The 17332-nt window shown below is 54.5% G+C and carries 11 protein-coding genes; 2 read left to right on the top strand and 9 right to left on the bottom strand.

The features are described 5' to 3' along the window. Nucleotides 1-187: 187 nt before the first annotated feature. On the bottom strand, nt 188-1255 hold the full coding sequence (locus D7241_RS06495; protein ID WP_408100806.1) for a DNA-binding protein: 1068 nt from the start codon (nt 1253-1255) through the stop codon (nt 188-190). Nucleotides 1256-1447: 192 nt separating this feature from the next. Between D7241_RS06495 and D7241_RS06490 the strand changes: the two genes are divergently transcribed. Then, nucleotides 1448-2386: a site-specific integrase gene (locus D7241_RS06490; protein WP_408100805.1), complete on the top strand. Its 939-nt coding sequence runs from the start codon at nt 1448-1450 to the stop codon at nt 2384-2386. A gap of 351 nt (nt 2387-2737) precedes the next feature. Then, nucleotides 2738-3994, top strand: a complete 1257-nt coding sequence (locus tag D7241_RS06485; protein WP_408100804.1) for an AAA family ATPase — start codon at nt 2738-2740, stop codon at nt 3992-3994. Between the two features lie 1306 nt (nt 3995-5300). Here D7241_RS06485 and D7241_RS06480 read toward each other — a convergent pair. The 8 genes from D7241_RS06480 to D7241_RS06445 all read right to left on the bottom strand — a co-directional run bounded on the left by D7241_RS06480 (nt 5301) and on the right by D7241_RS06445 (nt 17254). After that, a complete protein-coding gene (locus tag D7241_RS06480) occupies nt 5301-6317 on the bottom strand; it encodes a hypothetical protein (protein WP_158188679.1) in 1017 nt (338 codons plus the stop codon). 5 nt (nt 6318-6322) lie between these two features. After that, nucleotides 6323-6985: a hypothetical protein gene (locus tag D7241_RS06475; RefSeq protein WP_408100803.1), complete on the bottom strand. Its 663-nt coding sequence runs from the start codon at nt 6983-6985 to the stop codon at nt 6323-6325. Beyond that, nucleotides 6982-7887 carry a TniB family NTP-binding protein gene (locus D7241_RS06470; RefSeq protein WP_408100802.1) on the bottom strand — a complete coding sequence of 302 codons (906 nt, stop codon included), beginning with the start codon at nt 7885-7887 and terminating at the stop codon, nt 6982-6984. The genes D7241_RS06475 and D7241_RS06470 overlap by 4 nt, the downstream gene beginning before the upstream one ends. 3 nt (nt 7888-7890) lie before the next feature. Then, nucleotides 7891-9756: a Mu transposase C-terminal domain-containing protein gene (locus tag D7241_RS06465; protein WP_408100801.1), complete on the bottom strand. Its 1866-nt coding sequence runs from the start codon at nt 9754-9756 to the stop codon at nt 7891-7893. A gap of 695 nt (nt 9757-10451) precedes the next feature. Then, nucleotides 10452-12161 carry a NahK/ErcS family hybrid sensor histidine kinase/response regulator gene (locus tag D7241_RS06460; protein WP_408100800.1) on the bottom strand — a complete coding sequence of 570 codons (1710 nt, stop codon included), beginning with the start codon at nt 12159-12161 and terminating at the stop codon, nt 10452-10454. Continuing rightward, nucleotides 12145-13308 carry an alcohol dehydrogenase-like regulatory protein ErcA gene (ercA, locus tag D7241_RS06455; RefSeq protein WP_408100799.1) on the bottom strand — a complete coding sequence of 388 codons (1164 nt, stop codon included), beginning with the start codon at nt 13306-13308 and terminating at the stop codon, nt 12145-12147. Before ercA ends, D7241_RS06460 begins: the two co-directional genes overlap by 17 nt. 331 nt (nt 13309-13639) lie before the next feature. Further along, nucleotides 13640-15160, bottom strand: coding sequence for an aldehyde dehydrogenase family protein (locus D7241_RS06450; RefSeq protein ID WP_408100798.1), 1521 nt, complete (start codon nt 15158-15160; stop codon nt 13640-13642). Nucleotides 15161-15478: 318 nt separating this feature from the next. After that, nucleotides 15479-17254 (bottom strand): methanol/ethanol family PQQ-dependent dehydrogenase, encoded by a 1776-nt coding sequence (locus tag D7241_RS06445; RefSeq protein WP_408100797.1) that lies wholly within the window; start codon nt 17252-17254, stop codon nt 15479-15481. Nucleotides 17255-17332: the final 78 nt, after the last annotated feature.

Genomic DNA, 17332 nt, shown 5'->3' with positions numbered 1-17332 from the left:
CTTCTCGGACTCTTGCGCTTGATGTTCAACGGCCTAGCGAGCTGTTATGCACTGAGGAATTGCATATAGCCATCATTGCTGGCCGAATGGTAACCCACTTGGTTCTTCAGTGAAACATGCGATCAAACTGGCCGGCAGTATGCCCTACCGCCTGCCTACTAAAGCAATCGTAGTTCCACGCGAGCTACTACTCTGTAGACTTTTTCTTTCGCCGCCGCAGCTCCTTCGGGGAGCTAGGCTCTGAAGCCCTACCTGGTGCTTCTTTTTCAAATTCCTCTTCCTTAGCTGAAGCCATTGCGGCCTCCAGATGTAGCACCTCGATCGTTTGGTGGGCGATTGCTAGCTGGTGCTCTACTCCGGACGCTTTGCGAATGGCTTCACCCTGATGCTTGATCTCTTGTCTCAGTGCGCCCACTAGATCGTCAAGCTGCTCCCTGGCACCAATAGCCTTCGCCTCTGAAAGCTTCAAGGCCTGAATCTCAATTCCCTGCCGCGCGATCTGATCCTCCTGGCTGGCAATCGTCTTGCCGCGTTGCCTTGCCTCGCTCAGCAGTCGCTCGTTATCCCTGTTCAACCTCCCCAGCTCATCCTGCTTAACGATCAGTGTCTGTTGGAGCTGGCGTAGCTCAGTGTGAACCTGATGCAACTGGGTCTCGTGCCGGCGTTGATCCTGCTCGCGCTGCTCTTTCACTGCCGTTCGGTAATGCTCCAGGGCGTTACGAGCGTGGACGTGCTTCTCCTCCAATGACTGGATGTGTGCGTCCTTCTCCTGGACACGCAGTTCAAGGTCAGTGCAGCTCTGAGATATGCGGGCGTTGCGGGTGATCTCGGTTTGGAGAGACGAGTGACAGGTCTGTAGCTCCTGCGCTTGTAGCTGAAGCGCAGCGTTCATAGTGCTGACTTGCTGGGCGAGATTCTCCAGCTCCGCCTGGCGAGCGACGGCCTCCTTCTCAAGGGTGAGACGCTGCTCATCGAACTCAGCCTGCGCCTGCACGAGCGTTTCTGTGCCCTCCTCCTGTACCCGGCTAACAAGACTTTCCACTAAGGCTGAAAGCTCCTTGCTGAGGCTCTGGCTATTCGTATCCGGTTTTGGATCACGCGCCTCGATTTCTTTCAGATACCGGGAAATGGTCGTCTTAGAGCCCGTATTGCCCAACGCGGTACGTACAGCATCAATGCTGGGATTGATTCCTTTGGCCAACAGGCTTTGCCGGGCTTTTTGAACGACGGCCTTGTTGATGCCTGCGCGCGCCATGGCTGCCTCCTACTATTTCGTACCGTATTACGTAATATGTATTTACGTGCGACCAGCTTACCACTTCTGAGCTTTTATCTGCTTTTTCTAAGATAGAATAATAGGAATTTATGTCCTCTCAGCGTTGTAATATGGCATTTTCAGTGCGTATCGCCCCCGCCAGAGCGCGACGTGGCTACGATGAGGTCAACCATGAGCAAGGCCGAGATCTACCTTAGGGCCGGGACACGAGAGAACACCCGCAGGAGCTACCGGGCGGCGGTTGAGCATTTCGAGATCACTTGGGGCGGGTACCTTCCTGCCACTGGAGATGCCATCGTCCGGTACCTGGCCGAGTACGCTAGCCAGCACTCCATAAGTACTCTGAAGCAGCGCCTGGCGGCTCTGGCTCAATGGCACATCTCCCAAGGGTTTCCAGATCCGACAAAGACGCCCGATGTCAGGCGCGTCCTCAAAGGCATTCGTGCTGTTCACCCTGCCCAGGTCAAACAGGCTGTGCCCCTCCTCCTCCAGCATTTGGAGCAGGCCATCGGATGGCTGGAGAGTGAGGCGACGGCCGCGTACGCCGCAGGCAACCACAAAGCGGTCATGCGGTACCGGCGCGACATCGCGCTTGTCTTGATCGGATTCTGGAGGGGGTTCCGGAGTGATGAGCTTGCGCGGTTACAGGTTGAACACATCCAAGCCCAACCCGGCGAAGGAATGACCCTCTTCCTCCCACAAAGCAAAGGCGATCGTGAATACTTGGGCACGACATTTCAGACGCCGGCGCTGAACAAACTCTGCCCTGTCGAAGCTTATGTGAGCTGGATCTCCGCTGCGGGGCTCGTCAGAGGCCCGGTCTTTCGAGGGATAGATCGGTGGGGAAACCTTTCAGACACAGCCATCAACTCCAGGAGCTTGATCCCTATGCTTCGGAGAATCTTCAGTGAGGCGGACCTGCCTGCAGACCTCTACAGCAGTCATTCGTTGCGTCGCGGGTTTGCGACTTGGGCTTTCGCCAATGGTTGGGATATCAAGGGTCTGATGAGTTACGTCGGCTGGAAGGATATGAAATCCGCTCTCCGCTACGTGGATTCCATGGTTTCCTTCGGGGGGCTTGCCGTCAAGAAGATCCCGAACTCCATTTAGCATGGTGTTTAACCTACTCGCGCTTCCCTCTTCCCTGTTGCGTGGTCAGACACCTGGCCCGGGAGTGCTGAGTCTCACCTGCGCCACCTGTGGTGACGCGCACACTCCGCATGCGGGGTTCCAAGCGGAGCCCGCCCGAGACAGTCCAGCCCGTGCCCGATCATGACGATCGTGCCTCGACATCGCACTCAACCTTGCTTAGCTATATTGGTGGCTGGCTACCGCTCAGGTAAGGTTCAATGTAGTGGGCAACGCACTACGGCCCTCCCTCCAATTCTTCAAGGATGAGTCTATGCGTATCCAGCACCTGGAAATCGCGATTTTCGTAAGCTGAAGTCCGTCAGAATCGATTTGGCCGCCGAAACGACGCTCCTGGTGGGCGCCAACAATAGCGGCAAATCTTCGGCGATGTTGGCGCTGCGCAAGTTCTTAGTGAAGCCCACCACATTCAGACTGCAGGACTTAACTCTTTGCCATATAGCCACGCTTGATGCCATCGGACGTGAGTGGGAGCAGGCAGGCGAAGACTTTGCGATTCCAGATGCTAATAGTTGGGCCGCGTGGCTGGCGACACTCGACGTATGGATACAGGCGGCTCAGGGGGAGCACCATCACATTCGCGATCTGATTCCGAACTTTTCCTGGCCCGGGGGAATGGTAGGGATGCGCTTTCGATTGGAACCGGACGATCTACCAACGCTTTATACCGATTACCGAAAGGAGCGTACGCGCGTGGCCACGCTTCTTCAGGAGATCCGCAATCAGGCTGAACAAGGGCAAGTGCGCCCTTCCCTGCAGCTGTGGCCACAGAGTCTTCACGACTATCTAAACCGGCGTTTGATCAAGTCGTTCAAAGTGCGTTGGTACCGGCTTAACCCAGATAGGCTTTCTCCTCCTTGTGCCGAAAGCAGGACAGCGACCCTGCAAGCGCTGGCCGACACTGCAGTGCCACTTGAGCGCAATCCACTCCTCAATCTTATCCGGGTTCATGAGATCAATGCTCAGCGCGGTTTCGGCGACAGCGCCGATGAGGGGCAAGACGAGAGCAAAACGGGAAGTGGCAGGAAATTGTCTGAGCAGCTGCGCACGTACTATCGTAGCCACCTTGATCCAGGCGACAGCCCGGATGTATCGGATCTTGAAGCGCTGAGGGCGATTGAAGCTGCCCAAAGCGCTTTTGACACCAGGCTGACAACGAGCTTTGCGCCGGCGCTTAGGGAGGTTGCGGGCCTCGGTTACCCTAACAACAGCGATCCCAGCATCAAGGTGGCAACTCGCCTCGCTCCATCCGATGGCTTAGATGATGAGGCCGCAGTACTGTTTGTACTGGACTCGGTTGCCGGCGCGCCTGGTGAACCGCGTTTAACGCTTCCAGAGACATCGAACGGGTTGGGTTACCAGCACCTGATCTCCATGATCTTGTGTCCATCCTGCGGCTTCGCTCGGCGTCTTTTGAGAAAGGGCCAAGAGCGCAGCGATACGGCGCTTTGCGACGCTAGATGTCTGGATACAAGCGGCGCAGGGCGAGCTTCATCATATCCGCGATTTGATCCCGAATTTTTCCTGGTCGGGCGGAATGGTGGGGATGCGTTTTCAGCTGGAGCCTGATCATTTTCCTACGCGTTACTCGGACTATCGAAAAGAGCGGGCACGGGTGGCACCCTTTTGGAAAAAATTCAGAACCAGGCTGGTGATGGCCAGGTGCAGCCACCTGCAACTATGGCCACCTGCACGACTACCTCAACGACGCCTGCATAAAGCGCTCAAAGTGCGGTGGTATCGCCTCGACCCGGGCAAGCTTTCAGCTCCTAACGCGGAGACTCGGATTGCGAACCTTCAAGCGCTAGCTGACGCGGCTGTTCCATTGGAACGTAATTCTCTATCGAATCAGATCCGAGTTCACGAGATCAATGCGCAGCGCGGTTTCGGTGACAGTGCCGATGAGGGTCAAGACGAAAGCAAGCCTAGCAGCGGTAAAAGGCTCGCTGAGCAGCTGCGCACCTACTACCGTCGCCACCGATAGCCCAGACGTGCGGGATCTGGAGGCCCTTAGGGCAATTGAAGCTGCTCAAAGCGCTTTCGGCTGGCGATCAGCTTTGCGCCGGCTCTCAGCGAAGTAGCGGGCCTCGGTTACCCTAACAACAGCGATCCGAGCATCAAAGAGGCATCTCGCCTCGCGCTAACGGACGGAATGGATCACGAGACGGCTGTGCTGTTCGAGCTGGATTCCGTCATGCGCCAGCGCCGGTGATCAGTAATCAACGACTGTCGTTCTCCACGACCCGCCTCCCCTCCGATCAAGGTGATGCCCAATGATGCCCACGGCCTTTAAGCCCATCGCGATCGCATCGGATGGAATCACCGATGATGGGAGGAAGCACTCAAGGCGTTTTGGAAACTCACTCCGGAAGATCACGGGAAATATAATAACACCCCCTGCATCGATGCAACGGTGATTTTTGCTTGTTCGGAAATTAAAGCGAAAGAACTTTTGAAAACTTCAGATCGGTTGCTATACATCTCTGCCGGCCATTGAAAAAACCTGCATAAAAAAAAGTCGCAAAAATTACGAGCGTGATCGAACTCCTTCCCCACTGGCCAGGGTGAGTACAAAGTTGTGTAGGTAAAACTGATTCGACACTGCTTAACGGTTGGCGTGACTTTTACCAAGGGGCCTGCGTGGAGAGCGGATGCAAAAGTGCTTCGTTCTGCGCTTTGACGTACTGAGTATCGAAGTACGCGCACCTGTGGCATGGCCACCAAGAAGTCAATCCATACACCAGCACCGCCATATAGGTCGTCTAGGCAGATTGGGCCTAAGGGTAGCGAGATTTCGGTGATTAAAGAAAACCTAGCATTCATTCGATCTCACCACTCCCACGCCCTTACATTTTGAGGGCAAGTCAACCATCCTTCACTTAACAGTAGAAGCAACGAATCCCTCGACAAACTGTAGTGTCCTGCTGGAGACTACTGGAGGTTGCCATTGGAGAAGTCGCCGTGCGATGACCGCAGCGTGTTCTGCCGTGAAGCCATTGCAGGATGATCCCAAACTATAGGCTTCTGAAAACCCAATCCCGCCTCCTACTGCGTTCAACAGAGCATCAATCACGCTTGACTCGTCTGTTGGCAAAACTTCGTAGAGCCAACCGAGGATAAGCAGAGCGGCCCTTCGGTGAGCGATACTGGCTATCAGCGGGCCGTGAGTAAAAGTCTGCTGAAATACCGGGAGCTGGAGGTAAGCGGCGTCGTTTCGCATATGGCGATTGATAAGGCCAAACCTGGGATAGAGCATCAAGCAGATCAGAAATTTTGAGAATGCCCACTCACTATTTTGGTGAGCATCGCTGCTCAGGTTGCCTGGCAGGGCATTAACCTCGAAGCGATTGAGCATGTCCTGTACCAAGATCAAAGACTTAATCGACCGCATCCCAGCCTGAAAGCGTGATGCTGAAATGTACCTGTCCTTGTGTAAATAATGCATCTGAAAAAATTTCATAGCCATGCTCAGCTTAGGCGCGAATACCTCTGTAGCATCGACTAGCGGCAAATTATGAAACTCGCATACTACGACGCCTACAGCGCACCATTTCTTCAGCGAGGTAGGAAATGCAAGTGTTCGAAAATTTTCAGCCAAACACTGATAGCAGAACGTGCGCCTGTAAAAGCGTGGTATTAGCCAACTGCTAGGTGGCTGAATGAAAAAAGCCCTTAGATCACTACTCATGCCTACGGCATCACAAGCCGCGTTCGTAAAATGGGAGCTTCGCGAGAAATCCGGATCGAAATCTAGCGCCGGGCCCGAGGCCAACCACAGCTGGCTGAGCTCCTCGCGGCCAAGCGGCGTGTTTTTAGAAACCATACTTTGCCTATATAGCCAACACGACAAAAGCTCCCCCTCGATCGGTAAGCTATCGATAAAAACCGTCATTACTTCTAACCTTTGTAAAGGTACGCGGGGTGAAACAACCGGAGAAATGTATCGCCAAGGTTACCTTTCGTATCGAGATAAAGCGCTTTCAGCGATACGTCCGTTAACTTAGTTTTTGAGTTTTCAGCGAGAATCGAATCAAAAAAAACCTTGTATTCATTAAAATCTTGAAAGCCATCTAAGCTGAAGGCCTCAACACAGTGCGGTGAGCACTCGAATAGTTCGAACATCTCCCATGCCTCTTCATGACGCCCAGAGATTACAATATTTACTGTCGGTAGAGCAGTTAAGATACACTTTAGCTGCTGCACAGTGCGGCGCTTCGCACTTTCACCACAGAGAAACATATCTATATCGTCGACAAAAATTGTCGAAATCTCTCTTAAGGAAACAATTTCGGCTGCAAAACCTGGCAATTTATTTTTAGCTTGGAACTCTAAATCAATATTTAGGTGATGGTAGAGCTGGGCAAACATATCCAACCCGGCAAGTTCAGGGTGGTCTGCGATAGTGAACATCGGATTACTCAGACGTGACTTGATATTTTCTATGCAGGTCGTCAAACCAAAGCCAGGCTGGGATGAGACAAAGCAAAATGCGCGCCCACGTGTCAAAGCAGCTAAGACACTATTAGCGGTGGCAAACTGTGAGGGCGAGAGCTTGATCATTTCTTTTTGGGCTTGCCGGGATGGTGGATTTTGAAGCCATACTTCATCGCCAGAGCATCAATGTTAGGGATTTGATCTTGGGTAATCCGCTCAGTACCCTGCTCGATAGCATCCATAGCCGCGCTTTTAAGAATCTTTACGATATTATCAAGAATGCCATGTGAGTTTGAATGTATGAGCGTCCGCAGCTTCGGGGATGCAACATTCGACGCGAGCTTCAGGGGCAAATGGGTTTCATACGTAGCAATGAAGTCCACAAAGTGCTGATCTAATTTCCAAGGCTGAAGCTCCCATTGTACAAATCGCCGATCCAGAACACGGTCAAGTATCATGGCTTCGTTGGCAACTGAGTTGCCAAAAGCAATAACGCACAGCTTAAGTTTACCTTCTGCGAGGCTACGCAGCAGTGATAATATTATTCGCTTGTTGGTGCTCCCCTCAAGCATTGCATCTGACAACTCATCGATGACAATTGCACCAATGCCCCCCGAATGTATTTTTTTCTCTATAATATCAAGCCTATTGGCCGCAGTTGTTCTCTTGCCGATCTGCACGCTGAATTGCTCACAAATCGCATCATGGAGTTTGTAACGGTTCAAATTCTCGGTCAGGGTGATGAACACCATTTTCTTTCCCGAAAGCTCGCCCAGCGCCTGCAACCGATGGAATAATGCGGACTTACCGTCACCGCCTCCACCATGGATGAATATGCTAGACGCCTGGATCTGGTTGTCTGTGTATACCATGTGGTTTAGGCAGTTCAGCAATGGCTTCAAACGTGGCGTATCGATCCAAATATCATGGCGGCAGATCTGAATCCTTTGTTCTGCCGGCAAGTCAACAAGGTGCCTTATGTCCGCTTTGACGTGAGCGTATTTTAGAGCTTCATCCCGATTACTCATAACTCAACCCTCCTTAGGGTCAACGATTAAAACCGGAACAAGCAGATCGATTTCATCGGTGTCTAAGATAATTCGTGGCCGGAGAATTTCGTCTTCCTCCCAGATAACGTCATCGGTTTGGACATAGAATTTGCTGTCATCAATGGGGTGCACCTCCACTTCATCCAGCGCCACCCCTTCGGCTGAAGGTGGAAGGGGTGGAGGCAAAGCCGGTTGTTTTGGCGCATTCATGAAAGCCGTTTTCATGGCTGCAGCCTCTTGAAGAATTTCTTCCTGGCGATCCATGGCGGAGGGTGCGAACTCGTCATCGATGGTACCGCTAGCCTTGTTGATTAAACCTGGCATACGCTTCGATAACTGCTTGTGGTTCGAGTAGGATTCCCAATGCATCGCTAGCCCGTCACGGGTATATGAACAACTAATCTTTAAGAAGCCATGAGGCACCTTGACCCAAATATAGCTAAGGTCATATTGCAAGTACTTAACATCGATGTTTTGGCCTACATATTCCTCCAGGGCATCGCTTGCGTACCTGCGACCGGCGAAATTAATCCCATATGAGTGAACTTTGTGACCGAAGGAAGTCGGGCAAAAATCGATCAGAAATCTCGTCTCATCTTCTTTACTAATAACCCTCGACGAATCATACTTTCCTTGACTCTTATAATGGGTGAAAGCTTGCCTAGGGGTGCACCGAAGGGAAGCGTGAATTTTTCCGTGATAAACAGTTATTTCTTTCAGCATCCACTCCGCAAATTGCTCGAAGTCCAATTTGGCATTTAGCTCGCTTTCAAACCCCTGCCGCTCTACGACGTTGCTCCCAGTTGAACCGGGAAGAAAGTGCACTGATGTTGTCATGAATGAGCCAATTACACGCTCTATGATCCCGCCATACCACTTTTTCCCAATGGGACGATGATCCCACTCCATCCCCCATTCTTGACACTGCTGGATAAATGCATCGCTCGTGAATTCAGCGGCGTTATCTGTATAAATGACAGACGGAATACCAAAGAAGGGGTATTCCTCTGGGTAAGTTACGAAACCGAACAGGCTGCTATCTTTATTCATCACCGCAAACGCTAGAGCTGCGGCAACAGTGTTTAGACTTGGGGTTTCCATACTAAGATAAAAACCTAGGATCACCCGAGACCTGTCACAGATGATCATAGTTATCCAGGGACGACCGATAATCAAATCTCTGTTGAACTCATCGACGAGCAGTATATCCACGCGCGTATGATCCATTGACACGCGACGCAGCAAACCATCGATGATTAATTTTTTTGGTTTAAATCCATATTTTTGATTGAACTGCTCATTAGTGAGCGTTTTCCGGTCACGGTCTTTTTCTGGTATTGCATAGAGATATCTTCTCGCTGTATGGCGACTTACCGCCTTTTCACCAGACCTCTCACAATAACGGCGGGCCCACGTCAATAACTCACTGATAGAAGCCTTTGGGCCAACGTAGTGCTTGTCGTACGCTTTGCCTAGTGCGGCCACCTGGCCCGATGTTGTTCGACTGCCTCCTTTAGGCGTTCCCTTGTGATTGCGAACGATGTTCTTTCCGTTGCGATGATCGTCGAGCAACTTATAGAAATGAGATTTTTTTAACCCAAGAAGCTCCATGCCTCTACTGGCACGCAGTCCTTGATCGACCTGTTCGAATACAGATCTACGTTCATCTGCGAGCTGTTCCTCCCGCTGATCAATTGTCCTGACCTGAGATGGAATGACTTCATCGCTGGGTGGAACACCAGATTCTTTCCAGTCTCTGGGGACACCATCGTACGGGTTCCTGGCTGGTGCCAACGCCATGGTGTTTTCAAGCGGATGCGCTTCTTCCTCCGAATGTTTGTTATCCATGACCAACTCTGAGTTTCGATTGTTAGTTGAGGTTCATAAGGCTCGGGTCATAATAGCCATCCATCGCGAACACGCAACCACGCAAAAAGCTCAATAGCTTAGGCGATTCGAAGGCGAAGGTTTCTTTATACGAATATTGAACTTTCAGCAACGGAGGATAATACACTTGGTTTACTGTTTAATTTGTCAGCTATTTCAGTGATTTACCTTGATATATCTTTCACTGGGATGCTTAATTAATTAAAATATATATAAAAGAGAATTTCTTTTTTTATTACTGCAAAGTATTGATCTGACTCGTTCTAGTAATAAAAAAGTTTGCTCTTGCTGTTTAGCTGTGGAGAATTGGCCGGCCGAAAGCCTATCCTCATGTCCGTGGAATGCGGTTTAGGGAAAGCGGCGTCTCTGTGCGATGGGGCTCGTGCGATGGAGGCCGTCACTTCAGGGGCGGGGTCTGCAAGCCTGAGTTTGACTTGAGCGACTCCCTAATGTTGGTGGAGGGAGGTTGGACAGGGATCTGGTCATCTCGTCGGAGCGTGACTTACATAAACCATTTGTACGTTTCATTGGCGGAAAAACGAATGAGTACCGTTTCATTACCGGAATAACGATCTAAGTTTTCCGGCAATGGAGCGACATCGCCACTAACTAACGGTAATATAAGGCGATTTGGCTTTCCGTTTTACTTTCAACGTTCACACCAGATCGGATTTGTTCTGTTCCGCATGATTGCCCCCCTTGCCATTTAGCAGATGGCTCAGCACCGAGCGCAGCTTTCCGGCCTTGACCGGTTTATTCAGCACCGGCACACCGACACCCTGCAACTGGCGGCGGCACTGGTCGCTGCGGTCTGCGGTAATCATCACCACTGGGATCGGCGTTCGGAAATATGTCTGCATGGCCTGCGCCACGTCCCAGCCGGTCACGCCCTGATCCAAATGGTAGTCGGCGAGAATCAACTCGGGCGGTGATTCATTCAGAGCCGCCATTGCGGCCGCCTCGTCGGTGGCGGTTAGCACCTCGCAGCCCCATTGCTCGAGTAGCGCGGCCATGCTGTGCAAAATGCTCAGCTCGTTATCCAGTACCAGCAATCGGCGCCCTGGCAGCGGATCGCCCAGCATCGGCATCATCAAAGGCGCTTCGCTGGCTGATACTAACGGCGCCTCGGCCAGCGGCACGTCGATGCTGAATACCGAGCCACGACCCGGTTGCGAGCGAACATGTATGTGGTAGTCGAGCATGGTCGCGATCCGCTCGACGATGGCCAGTCCCAGGCCGACCCCCGCGCGTTCAGCGGCGCGCTGAACGCCCAGTTGGTTGAATTCCAGAAAGATTGACTGCATCTGGTCCGCCTCGATGCCGCAGCCGGTATCCCAGACCTCGATCCGTAGAAACTCGCCACGCTTGCGCGCACCCAGCAGCACCCGGCCCTTATCCGTATAACGACAGGCATTGCTAAGAAAATTACGCAGAATGCGCGTCAACAGCCGGAAGTCACTGCGCAGCGCATACGCTGGAATGTAATGGTCGAAGCCAAGACCTTCCGCTTGCGCCACCGATTGGAATTCGGAGACCAGTGGCAGCAGCACTTCATCCAGACGGTACACCTCGATATCCGGCTTGATCGCTCGTTGATCGAGCTTGGAAATGTCCAGCAAGTCGGTGAGCAAATCTTCCGCACCTTCCAGCGCCAGATGCGCGCGCTCGACGAGATTCTGCTCCGCGCCGGGTAAGCCCCGCTCGCGCAAGGTTGAGATCAACAGGCGCGCCGCGTTGAGCGGCTGCAGCAGATCATGGCTGGCCGCTGCGAGATATTTGTCTTTGCTGTGGTTGGCCGCTTCGGCCGCATCACGTGCCTTGCGCAGTTCGACAGTCCGTTCAGTGACGCGCTGTTCCAACTGCTCGTTGAGCTGCAACAACCGCAACTGCGCCAGCTTGCGCTCGGTGATGTCGGCAACGAAGCCCTCGACCAGGCCGTCCTCCTCCGGTTTGAGCAGCAGGTTCATTATTACGTCAATCGCACTGCCATCCTTGCGACGCAAGCGGGTCTCATAGCCGAACAGGCCCCGTTGAGTGCTGAGAACGTGACGAATGCGTTTCAGCTCTTCCTCGCCGCCAATGAACAAGTGGTGGGAAAGATCAGTCAGTCCCCAGAGCGCGTCCGAGGGGCTGTCGTAGCCGAGCATACCCGCCAAGGCAGGGTTGGCCGCGCGGATGCCCTCCTGCAGGCTGGCCTGAAAAATCCCGTGTACCGCATGTTCAAATAGCCACTTGTAGCGATTGCGCTCGGCTTCCAGTTCTTCGAGGCGCGCAACCAGTTCGGGATAGTGGCTTTTGCGTGCCGAAAGCGTTCCTAGCCCAAGCAGGCCAGCGAGAGCGTTGTCCTGCTCAGAGTGCTTCGGCATATACAACTTCGACGTCGCGCTGGGTCGACGAGCGAGGGTTAGTCAAAATGCAGGGGTCCTGCATGGCGTGCCGCGACAGGAATGGAATGTCGGAAAGATTTACGCCATGCAATCCCAGCGTTTCGTTGAAACCAATGGCCTGCTTGAGCTGAACCAGATGGGTGACCAAACCATCGCGAATCTGTGTATGGGTCATACCGCGCGTATCGATGCCGAACGTTTGCGCCACGACCTTGAAGCGCTCGGGCGCAGCGCTGTAATTGAATGCCACTACATGCTCGACCAGCACCGCGTTGCACAAGCCATGCGGGAGATCGAGATAACCGCCCAGACTATGGGACATCGCGTGCACTGCACCCAGAATAGCGTTGGAAAAGGCCAGGCCGGCTTGCATGCTGCCGAGCATGATTTTTTCGCGTAGCTCTATATCTGCCGGATTGGCAATCATCTGCACTAGATGACCGTTGATCAGGCGCATCGCCTCCAGCGCGTGCGGGTCGGTCAGTGGCCCGTTGCCGGTCGAGACGAAGGCTTCTATTGCATGTACCAGTGCGTCTATGCCGGTGCATGCCGAGAGGAACGGATCCATGCTCAGGGTGGTTTCCGGATCGATCAGCGAGACGTCTGGGACCGCGCCCTTGCTGACGATGGAAAACTTCATCCGCTCGTCCTGATTGGAGATGATTACGAACTGCGACACATCTGCAGAGGTCCCGGCCGTCGTTGGAATCAGAATCAGCGGCGGGCTTGGTACGCGCAGCGTGTCGACGCCCTCGAACTCGATAATATTTCGCCCGTGAGCCACTGCAATACCGATGCCCTTGGCGCAGTCCATCGGACTACCGCCGCCCACGGCGACGATGACATTACAGCCCTCGTTGCGATACACCTCTGCGCCGAGCATTACTTCTTCGGAACGGGGATTGGCTGAGACTTGGGTAAACAGATGGTAGTCGATGTCCTGGTGGGTCAGGCTTGCCTGAACGTCGCCGACCCAACTGGCGGCGACTACGCCCGGGTCGGAAACCAGCAGCACCTTGCGCGCGCCAAAGTTCTTCGCGTAGTTGCCGACACTGTGCCGGCAACCCGCACCAAACACGATCTCGGGGGAAACGAATTTGCGCTGCAGGCTAAGATTGGGGCTCATACAACGGCCTATAGTTATTATTTGTTACGTCCGGCAAGCCTACTGTTTTCTATGATCAAAGCAATCCGCAAAAGCTCCATACAGCCTTAATGTGTCCTTCAGCCGCCTCAGCAAAGCAGACACTGATAGAAGCGGCATCCCCTCCCCCTTTTTTTACACACAGCGAAGTTCGAAACGCACGATAGCTGGTCATCGAGCAAAAAAAACGCGGCCAGAAGGCCGCGTTGCGTTGATGGACCATTTGTGACTTATAAAGCCAGAGTAGCCCCCGCACGTTCAGTGCAAGCAAGTTAAGCCGGCGCGTAGGAGCGACGCACCGGGTCCTCCGAGGTCAGAAGAATCCGAGCGGATTGATGTCGTAGCTGATCAGCAGGTTCTTGGTCTGCTGGTAATGGTCGAGCATCATTTTGTGCGTCTCGCGACCAACACCGGACTTCTTGTAGCCGCCGAACGCGGCGTGTGCCGGGTACAGGTGATAGCAGTTAGTCCAGACGCGCCCAGCCTTGATGCCGCGGCCCATGCGATACGCTCGATTGATGTCACGGGTCCAAACGCCAGCACCCAAACCGAACTCGGTGTCGTTGGCGATCGCCAGCGCTTCCGCTTCGTCTTTGAAAGTGGCGACACCGACCACCGGTCCGAAGATCTCTTCCTGGAAAACGCGCATCTTGTTGTGCCCCTTGATCAGGGTTGGCTGCACGTAATAACCAGTGGCCAGGCCACCTTCGAGCTTCTCAGCCGCGCCGCCCGTGAGAATCTGCGCGCCTTCCTGCTGGGCGATTTCCATGTAAGAGAGGATTTTGTCGAACTGTTGCTCGGACGCCTGGGCACCGACCATGGTGTCGGTATCCAGCGGGTTACCGCGCTTGATGGCCTTGATCTTCTTCATCACCACTTCCATGAAGGGTTCGAAGATGGACTCTTGAATCAGCGCGCGCGACGGGCAGGTGCAGACTTCCCCCTGGTTGAAAAATGCCAGCACCAAGCCTTCTGCGGCCTTCTCGATGAAAGCCGGCTCGGCGTTCATGATGTCTTCGAAGAAGATGTTTGGCGACTTGCCGCCTAGCTCCACGGTGCTCGGAATGATGCTCTCTGCGGCGCAACGCATGATGTGCGAGCCGACCGGGGTGGAACCGGTGAAGGCGATCTTGGCGATACGGGTGCTGGTGGCCAGCGCCTGGCCCGCCTCTTTACCGAAGCCCTGCACGATGTTGAAAACGCCTGCAGGCAGCAGATCGCCGATCAGCTCGGCGAATACCATGATCGATAGCGGCGTCTGCTCGGCTGGCTTGAGCACCACACAGTTTCCTGCAGCCAGGGCTGGAGCCAGCTTCCACGCTGCCATTAGCAGCGGAAAATTCCACGGAATGATTTGACCGACCACACCCAGCGGCTCGTGAAAATGGTACGCAGCGGTGTGCTCGTTGATCTCGGCAGCGCTGCCTTCCTGGGCGCGAATACAACCGGCGAAGTAGCGGAAATGGTCGGCGGCCAGCGGCACGTCGGCATTCAGGGTTTCGCGAACGGCCTTGCCGTTGTCCCAGGTTTCGGCGATGGCGAGCTTTTCCAGGTTGGCTTCGATACGGTCGGCAATTTTCAGCAGAATCAGCGCGCGATCCTGAACCGAGGTCTTGCCCCAGGCATCGGCAGCGGCGTGAGCGGCATCCAGGGCGAGGTTGACGTCTTCCGTTCCGGAGCGCGGGAACTCGGCGATCATTTCGCCGTTGACCGGCGAGGTGTTGACGAAGTATTCGCCTTTCACCGGCGGAACGAACTCGCCGCCGATGAAGTTGCCGTAACGTGGCTTGAACGAAATGACAGCGCCTGCAGTACCGGGTTGGGCGTAGATCATGAGCGGCCTCTCTAATTTCTGCTTGTCGGAGCCTGACCGGGAGGTGGACAGGACATGGAGCGATCTTAGGCAGCGCGGGCCGCCTGCCGGAATTCACCCAAGGGACAGAAGCCGTCCTCATTTGGTAGTAGACGCGAAGGCTTTAACAGGCACTGGCAGAGCGTCGTGGTGCTGGCCCCGATGCAGCGCAGGCTCCAATGGATTGATGGGTTGCATCTGCGCGCCCCACCCTCCCCTGTAGCCGACCGTCCGCCATGTGCAGATGGAGCGAACGAAAAGGCCGGCGTAAGCCGGCCTTCCATGTTTACCGCAGCGCCATCAACGCTTGGCGACGGTCTGATCCTTCGGCAGCTTGAACGTCCAGACCATACCGCCCTGGTTGAAGTCCTTGATGCGCTTGGCAACTTCCCCGCCCCACAGCGGAACCGCCCCGCCCCAGCCGGAGAGCACGGAAACGTATTGTTCGCCGTCCATTTCCCAGGTGACCGGCGAGCCGATCACGCCGGAACCGGTGTTGAATTCATACACTTTCTTGCCGGTTTTGGCGTTGAAAGCCATCAGATAACCTTCCGGGTTACCGGTGAACACCAGGTTGCCCTTGGTCGCCAGCACGCCGCCCCACAGCGGCGCGTAGTTCTCGTAGCGCCAGACTTCCTTGCCGGTCTTCGGATCGATCGCGCGCAGTACGCCGATGTACTCCTCGTTCAGCGGATGGATGGTGAAACCGGCCCCCAGATAGGCGGCACCCTTCTTATAAGCAACGCCCTCGTTCCAGATGTCCATGCCCCACTCGTTCGATGGCACGTAGAACAGTCCGGTGTCCTGGCTGTAAGCCATTGGCATCCAGTTCTTGCCACCTAGGAACGACGGCGCAACGAAGACCGACTTGCCCTTGTCCGCACCCGGCGCGCCGGGACGGTTAGCGTCGTCGTAGATCGGACGGCCATTTTTGTCGAGGCCTTTGGCCCAGGTGATCTTATCCAAGAAGGGGAAGCCACGGATGAACTTGCCGTTGGTACGATCGAGCACATAGAAGAAGCCGTTTCGGTCGGCTGTGCCGGCGGCCTTGATGATCTTGTCACCCTCCTTGTAATCGAAGGAGATCAGCTCGTTCACACCGTCATAATCCCAGCCGTCATGCGGCGTCGACTGGAAGTGCCATTTGATCGAACCATCGTCCGGGTCCAGAGCCAGACGCGAGGAAGAAAACAAGTTGTCGCCCGGCCGCAGGTGTGAGTTCCAAGGCGACGGGTTGCCGGTACCGAACAACAGCGAATCGGTATCCGCATCGTAATAGCCGCCCAACCAAGGCGCTGCGCCGCCGGTCTTCCAGAGATCGCCTGGCCACGTCTTGCCAGCTTCCCCGCCGGAGATGCCGTTTTCGACCTTCTTTCCGTCCTTCATCACATAGCCCATATGGCCTTCGACGGTCGGGCGGGTCCACAGCAGCTCGCCATTCTTCGGATCAAAGGCTTCGATCTTGCCCACCACGCCGAACTCGCCACCGGCAACGCCCGTGATCAGCTTGCCTTTGACGATCATCGGCGCGGCAGAAATGGAATAACCGGCCTTGTAGTCTGCAACGGTCTTTTTCCAGACGACTTTGCCGGTGTCCTTGTTCAGAGCGACCAGCTTGGCGTCGAGGGTGCCGAAGATCACCATGTCGTCATATAGCGCAACGCCGCGATTGATCACGTCGCAGCAGGGCATGATGCCGTCGGGCAAACGCGCATCGTACTGCCACAGCTCTTTACCGGTGCGCGCATCGACAGCAAAGACCCGCGAATAGGAGCCGGTGAGGTACATCACGCCGTCCTTGATCAGCGGTTGTGCTTCCTGGCCGCGCTGTTTTTCTCCCCCCAAGGAGAAACCCCAGACGGGACGGAGTTGGCTGACGTTTTCGGTGTTCAGCTTCTCCAATTGGCTGTAGCGCTGCCCTTGCAGCCCCAGGCCGTTGGTAACGATCTGATCTGTGGACTTGGCGTCATCGAGGATTTCCTGATCAGTGACTGCCCATGCCGACACGCTGGACATCGCCATGGCGACGCAGAGCGCTGTCAAGGCGAAGGGCTTGCGAAGACCGGTGTGCTTCATTGCGGCTACCTCTACGGGTTCATTGTTATCGTCGCCGGGAAATTTTCCCGGTCTAGTGCCGATTCTTCGTCCAAGGCC

It is taken from the genome of Stutzerimonas sp. VN223-3 (assembly GCF_045999685.1).
GTDB classification, from domain to species: Bacteria; Pseudomonadota; Gammaproteobacteria; order Pseudomonadales; family Pseudomonadaceae; genus Stutzerimonas; species Stutzerimonas stutzeri_AR.
The sequence above is the reverse complement of the archived record's forward strand: the minus strand, read 5'-3'. Positions and strand labels throughout refer to the sequence as shown.

Bases quoted from the DNA above. Each gene is read 5' to 3' on its own strand.
- D7241_RS06445 (WP_408100797.1), bottom strand. From the start codon at position 17,254: ATGAAGCACACCGGTCTTCGCAAGCCCTTCGCCTTGACAGCGCTCTGC.
- D7241_RS06495 (WP_408100806.1), bottom strand. From the start codon at position 1,255: ATGGCGCGCGCAGGCATCAACAAGGCCGTCGTTCAAAAAGCCCGGCAA.
- D7241_RS06460 (WP_408100800.1), bottom strand. From the start codon at position 12,161: ATGCCGAAGCACTCTGAGCAGGACAACGCTCTCGCTGGCCTGCTTGGG.
- D7241_RS06465 (WP_408100801.1), bottom strand. From the start codon at position 9,756: ATGGATAACAAACATTCGGAGGAAGAAGCGCATCCGCTTGAAAACACC.
- D7241_RS06490 (WP_408100805.1), top strand. From the start codon at position 1,448: ATGAGCAAGGCCGAGATCTACCTTAGGGCCGGGACACGAGAGAACACC.
- D7241_RS06470 (WP_408100802.1), bottom strand. From the start codon at position 7,887: ATGAGTAATCGGGATGAAGCTCTAAAATACGCTCACGTCAAAGCGGAC.
- D7241_RS06450 (WP_408100798.1), bottom strand. From the start codon at position 15,160: ATGATCTACGCCCAACCCGGTACTGCAGGCGCTGTCATTTCGTTCAAG.
- D7241_RS06475 (WP_408100803.1), bottom strand. From the start codon at position 6,985: ATGATCAAGCTCTCGCCCTCACAGTTTGCCACCGCTAATAGTGTCTTA.
- D7241_RS06480 (WP_158188679.1), bottom strand. From the start codon at position 6,317: ATGACGGTTTTTATCGATAGCTTACCGATCGAGGGGGAGCTTTTGTCG.
- ercA (WP_408100799.1), bottom strand. From the start codon at position 13,308: ATGAGCCCCAATCTTAGCCTGCAGCGCAAATTCGTTTCCCCCGAGATC.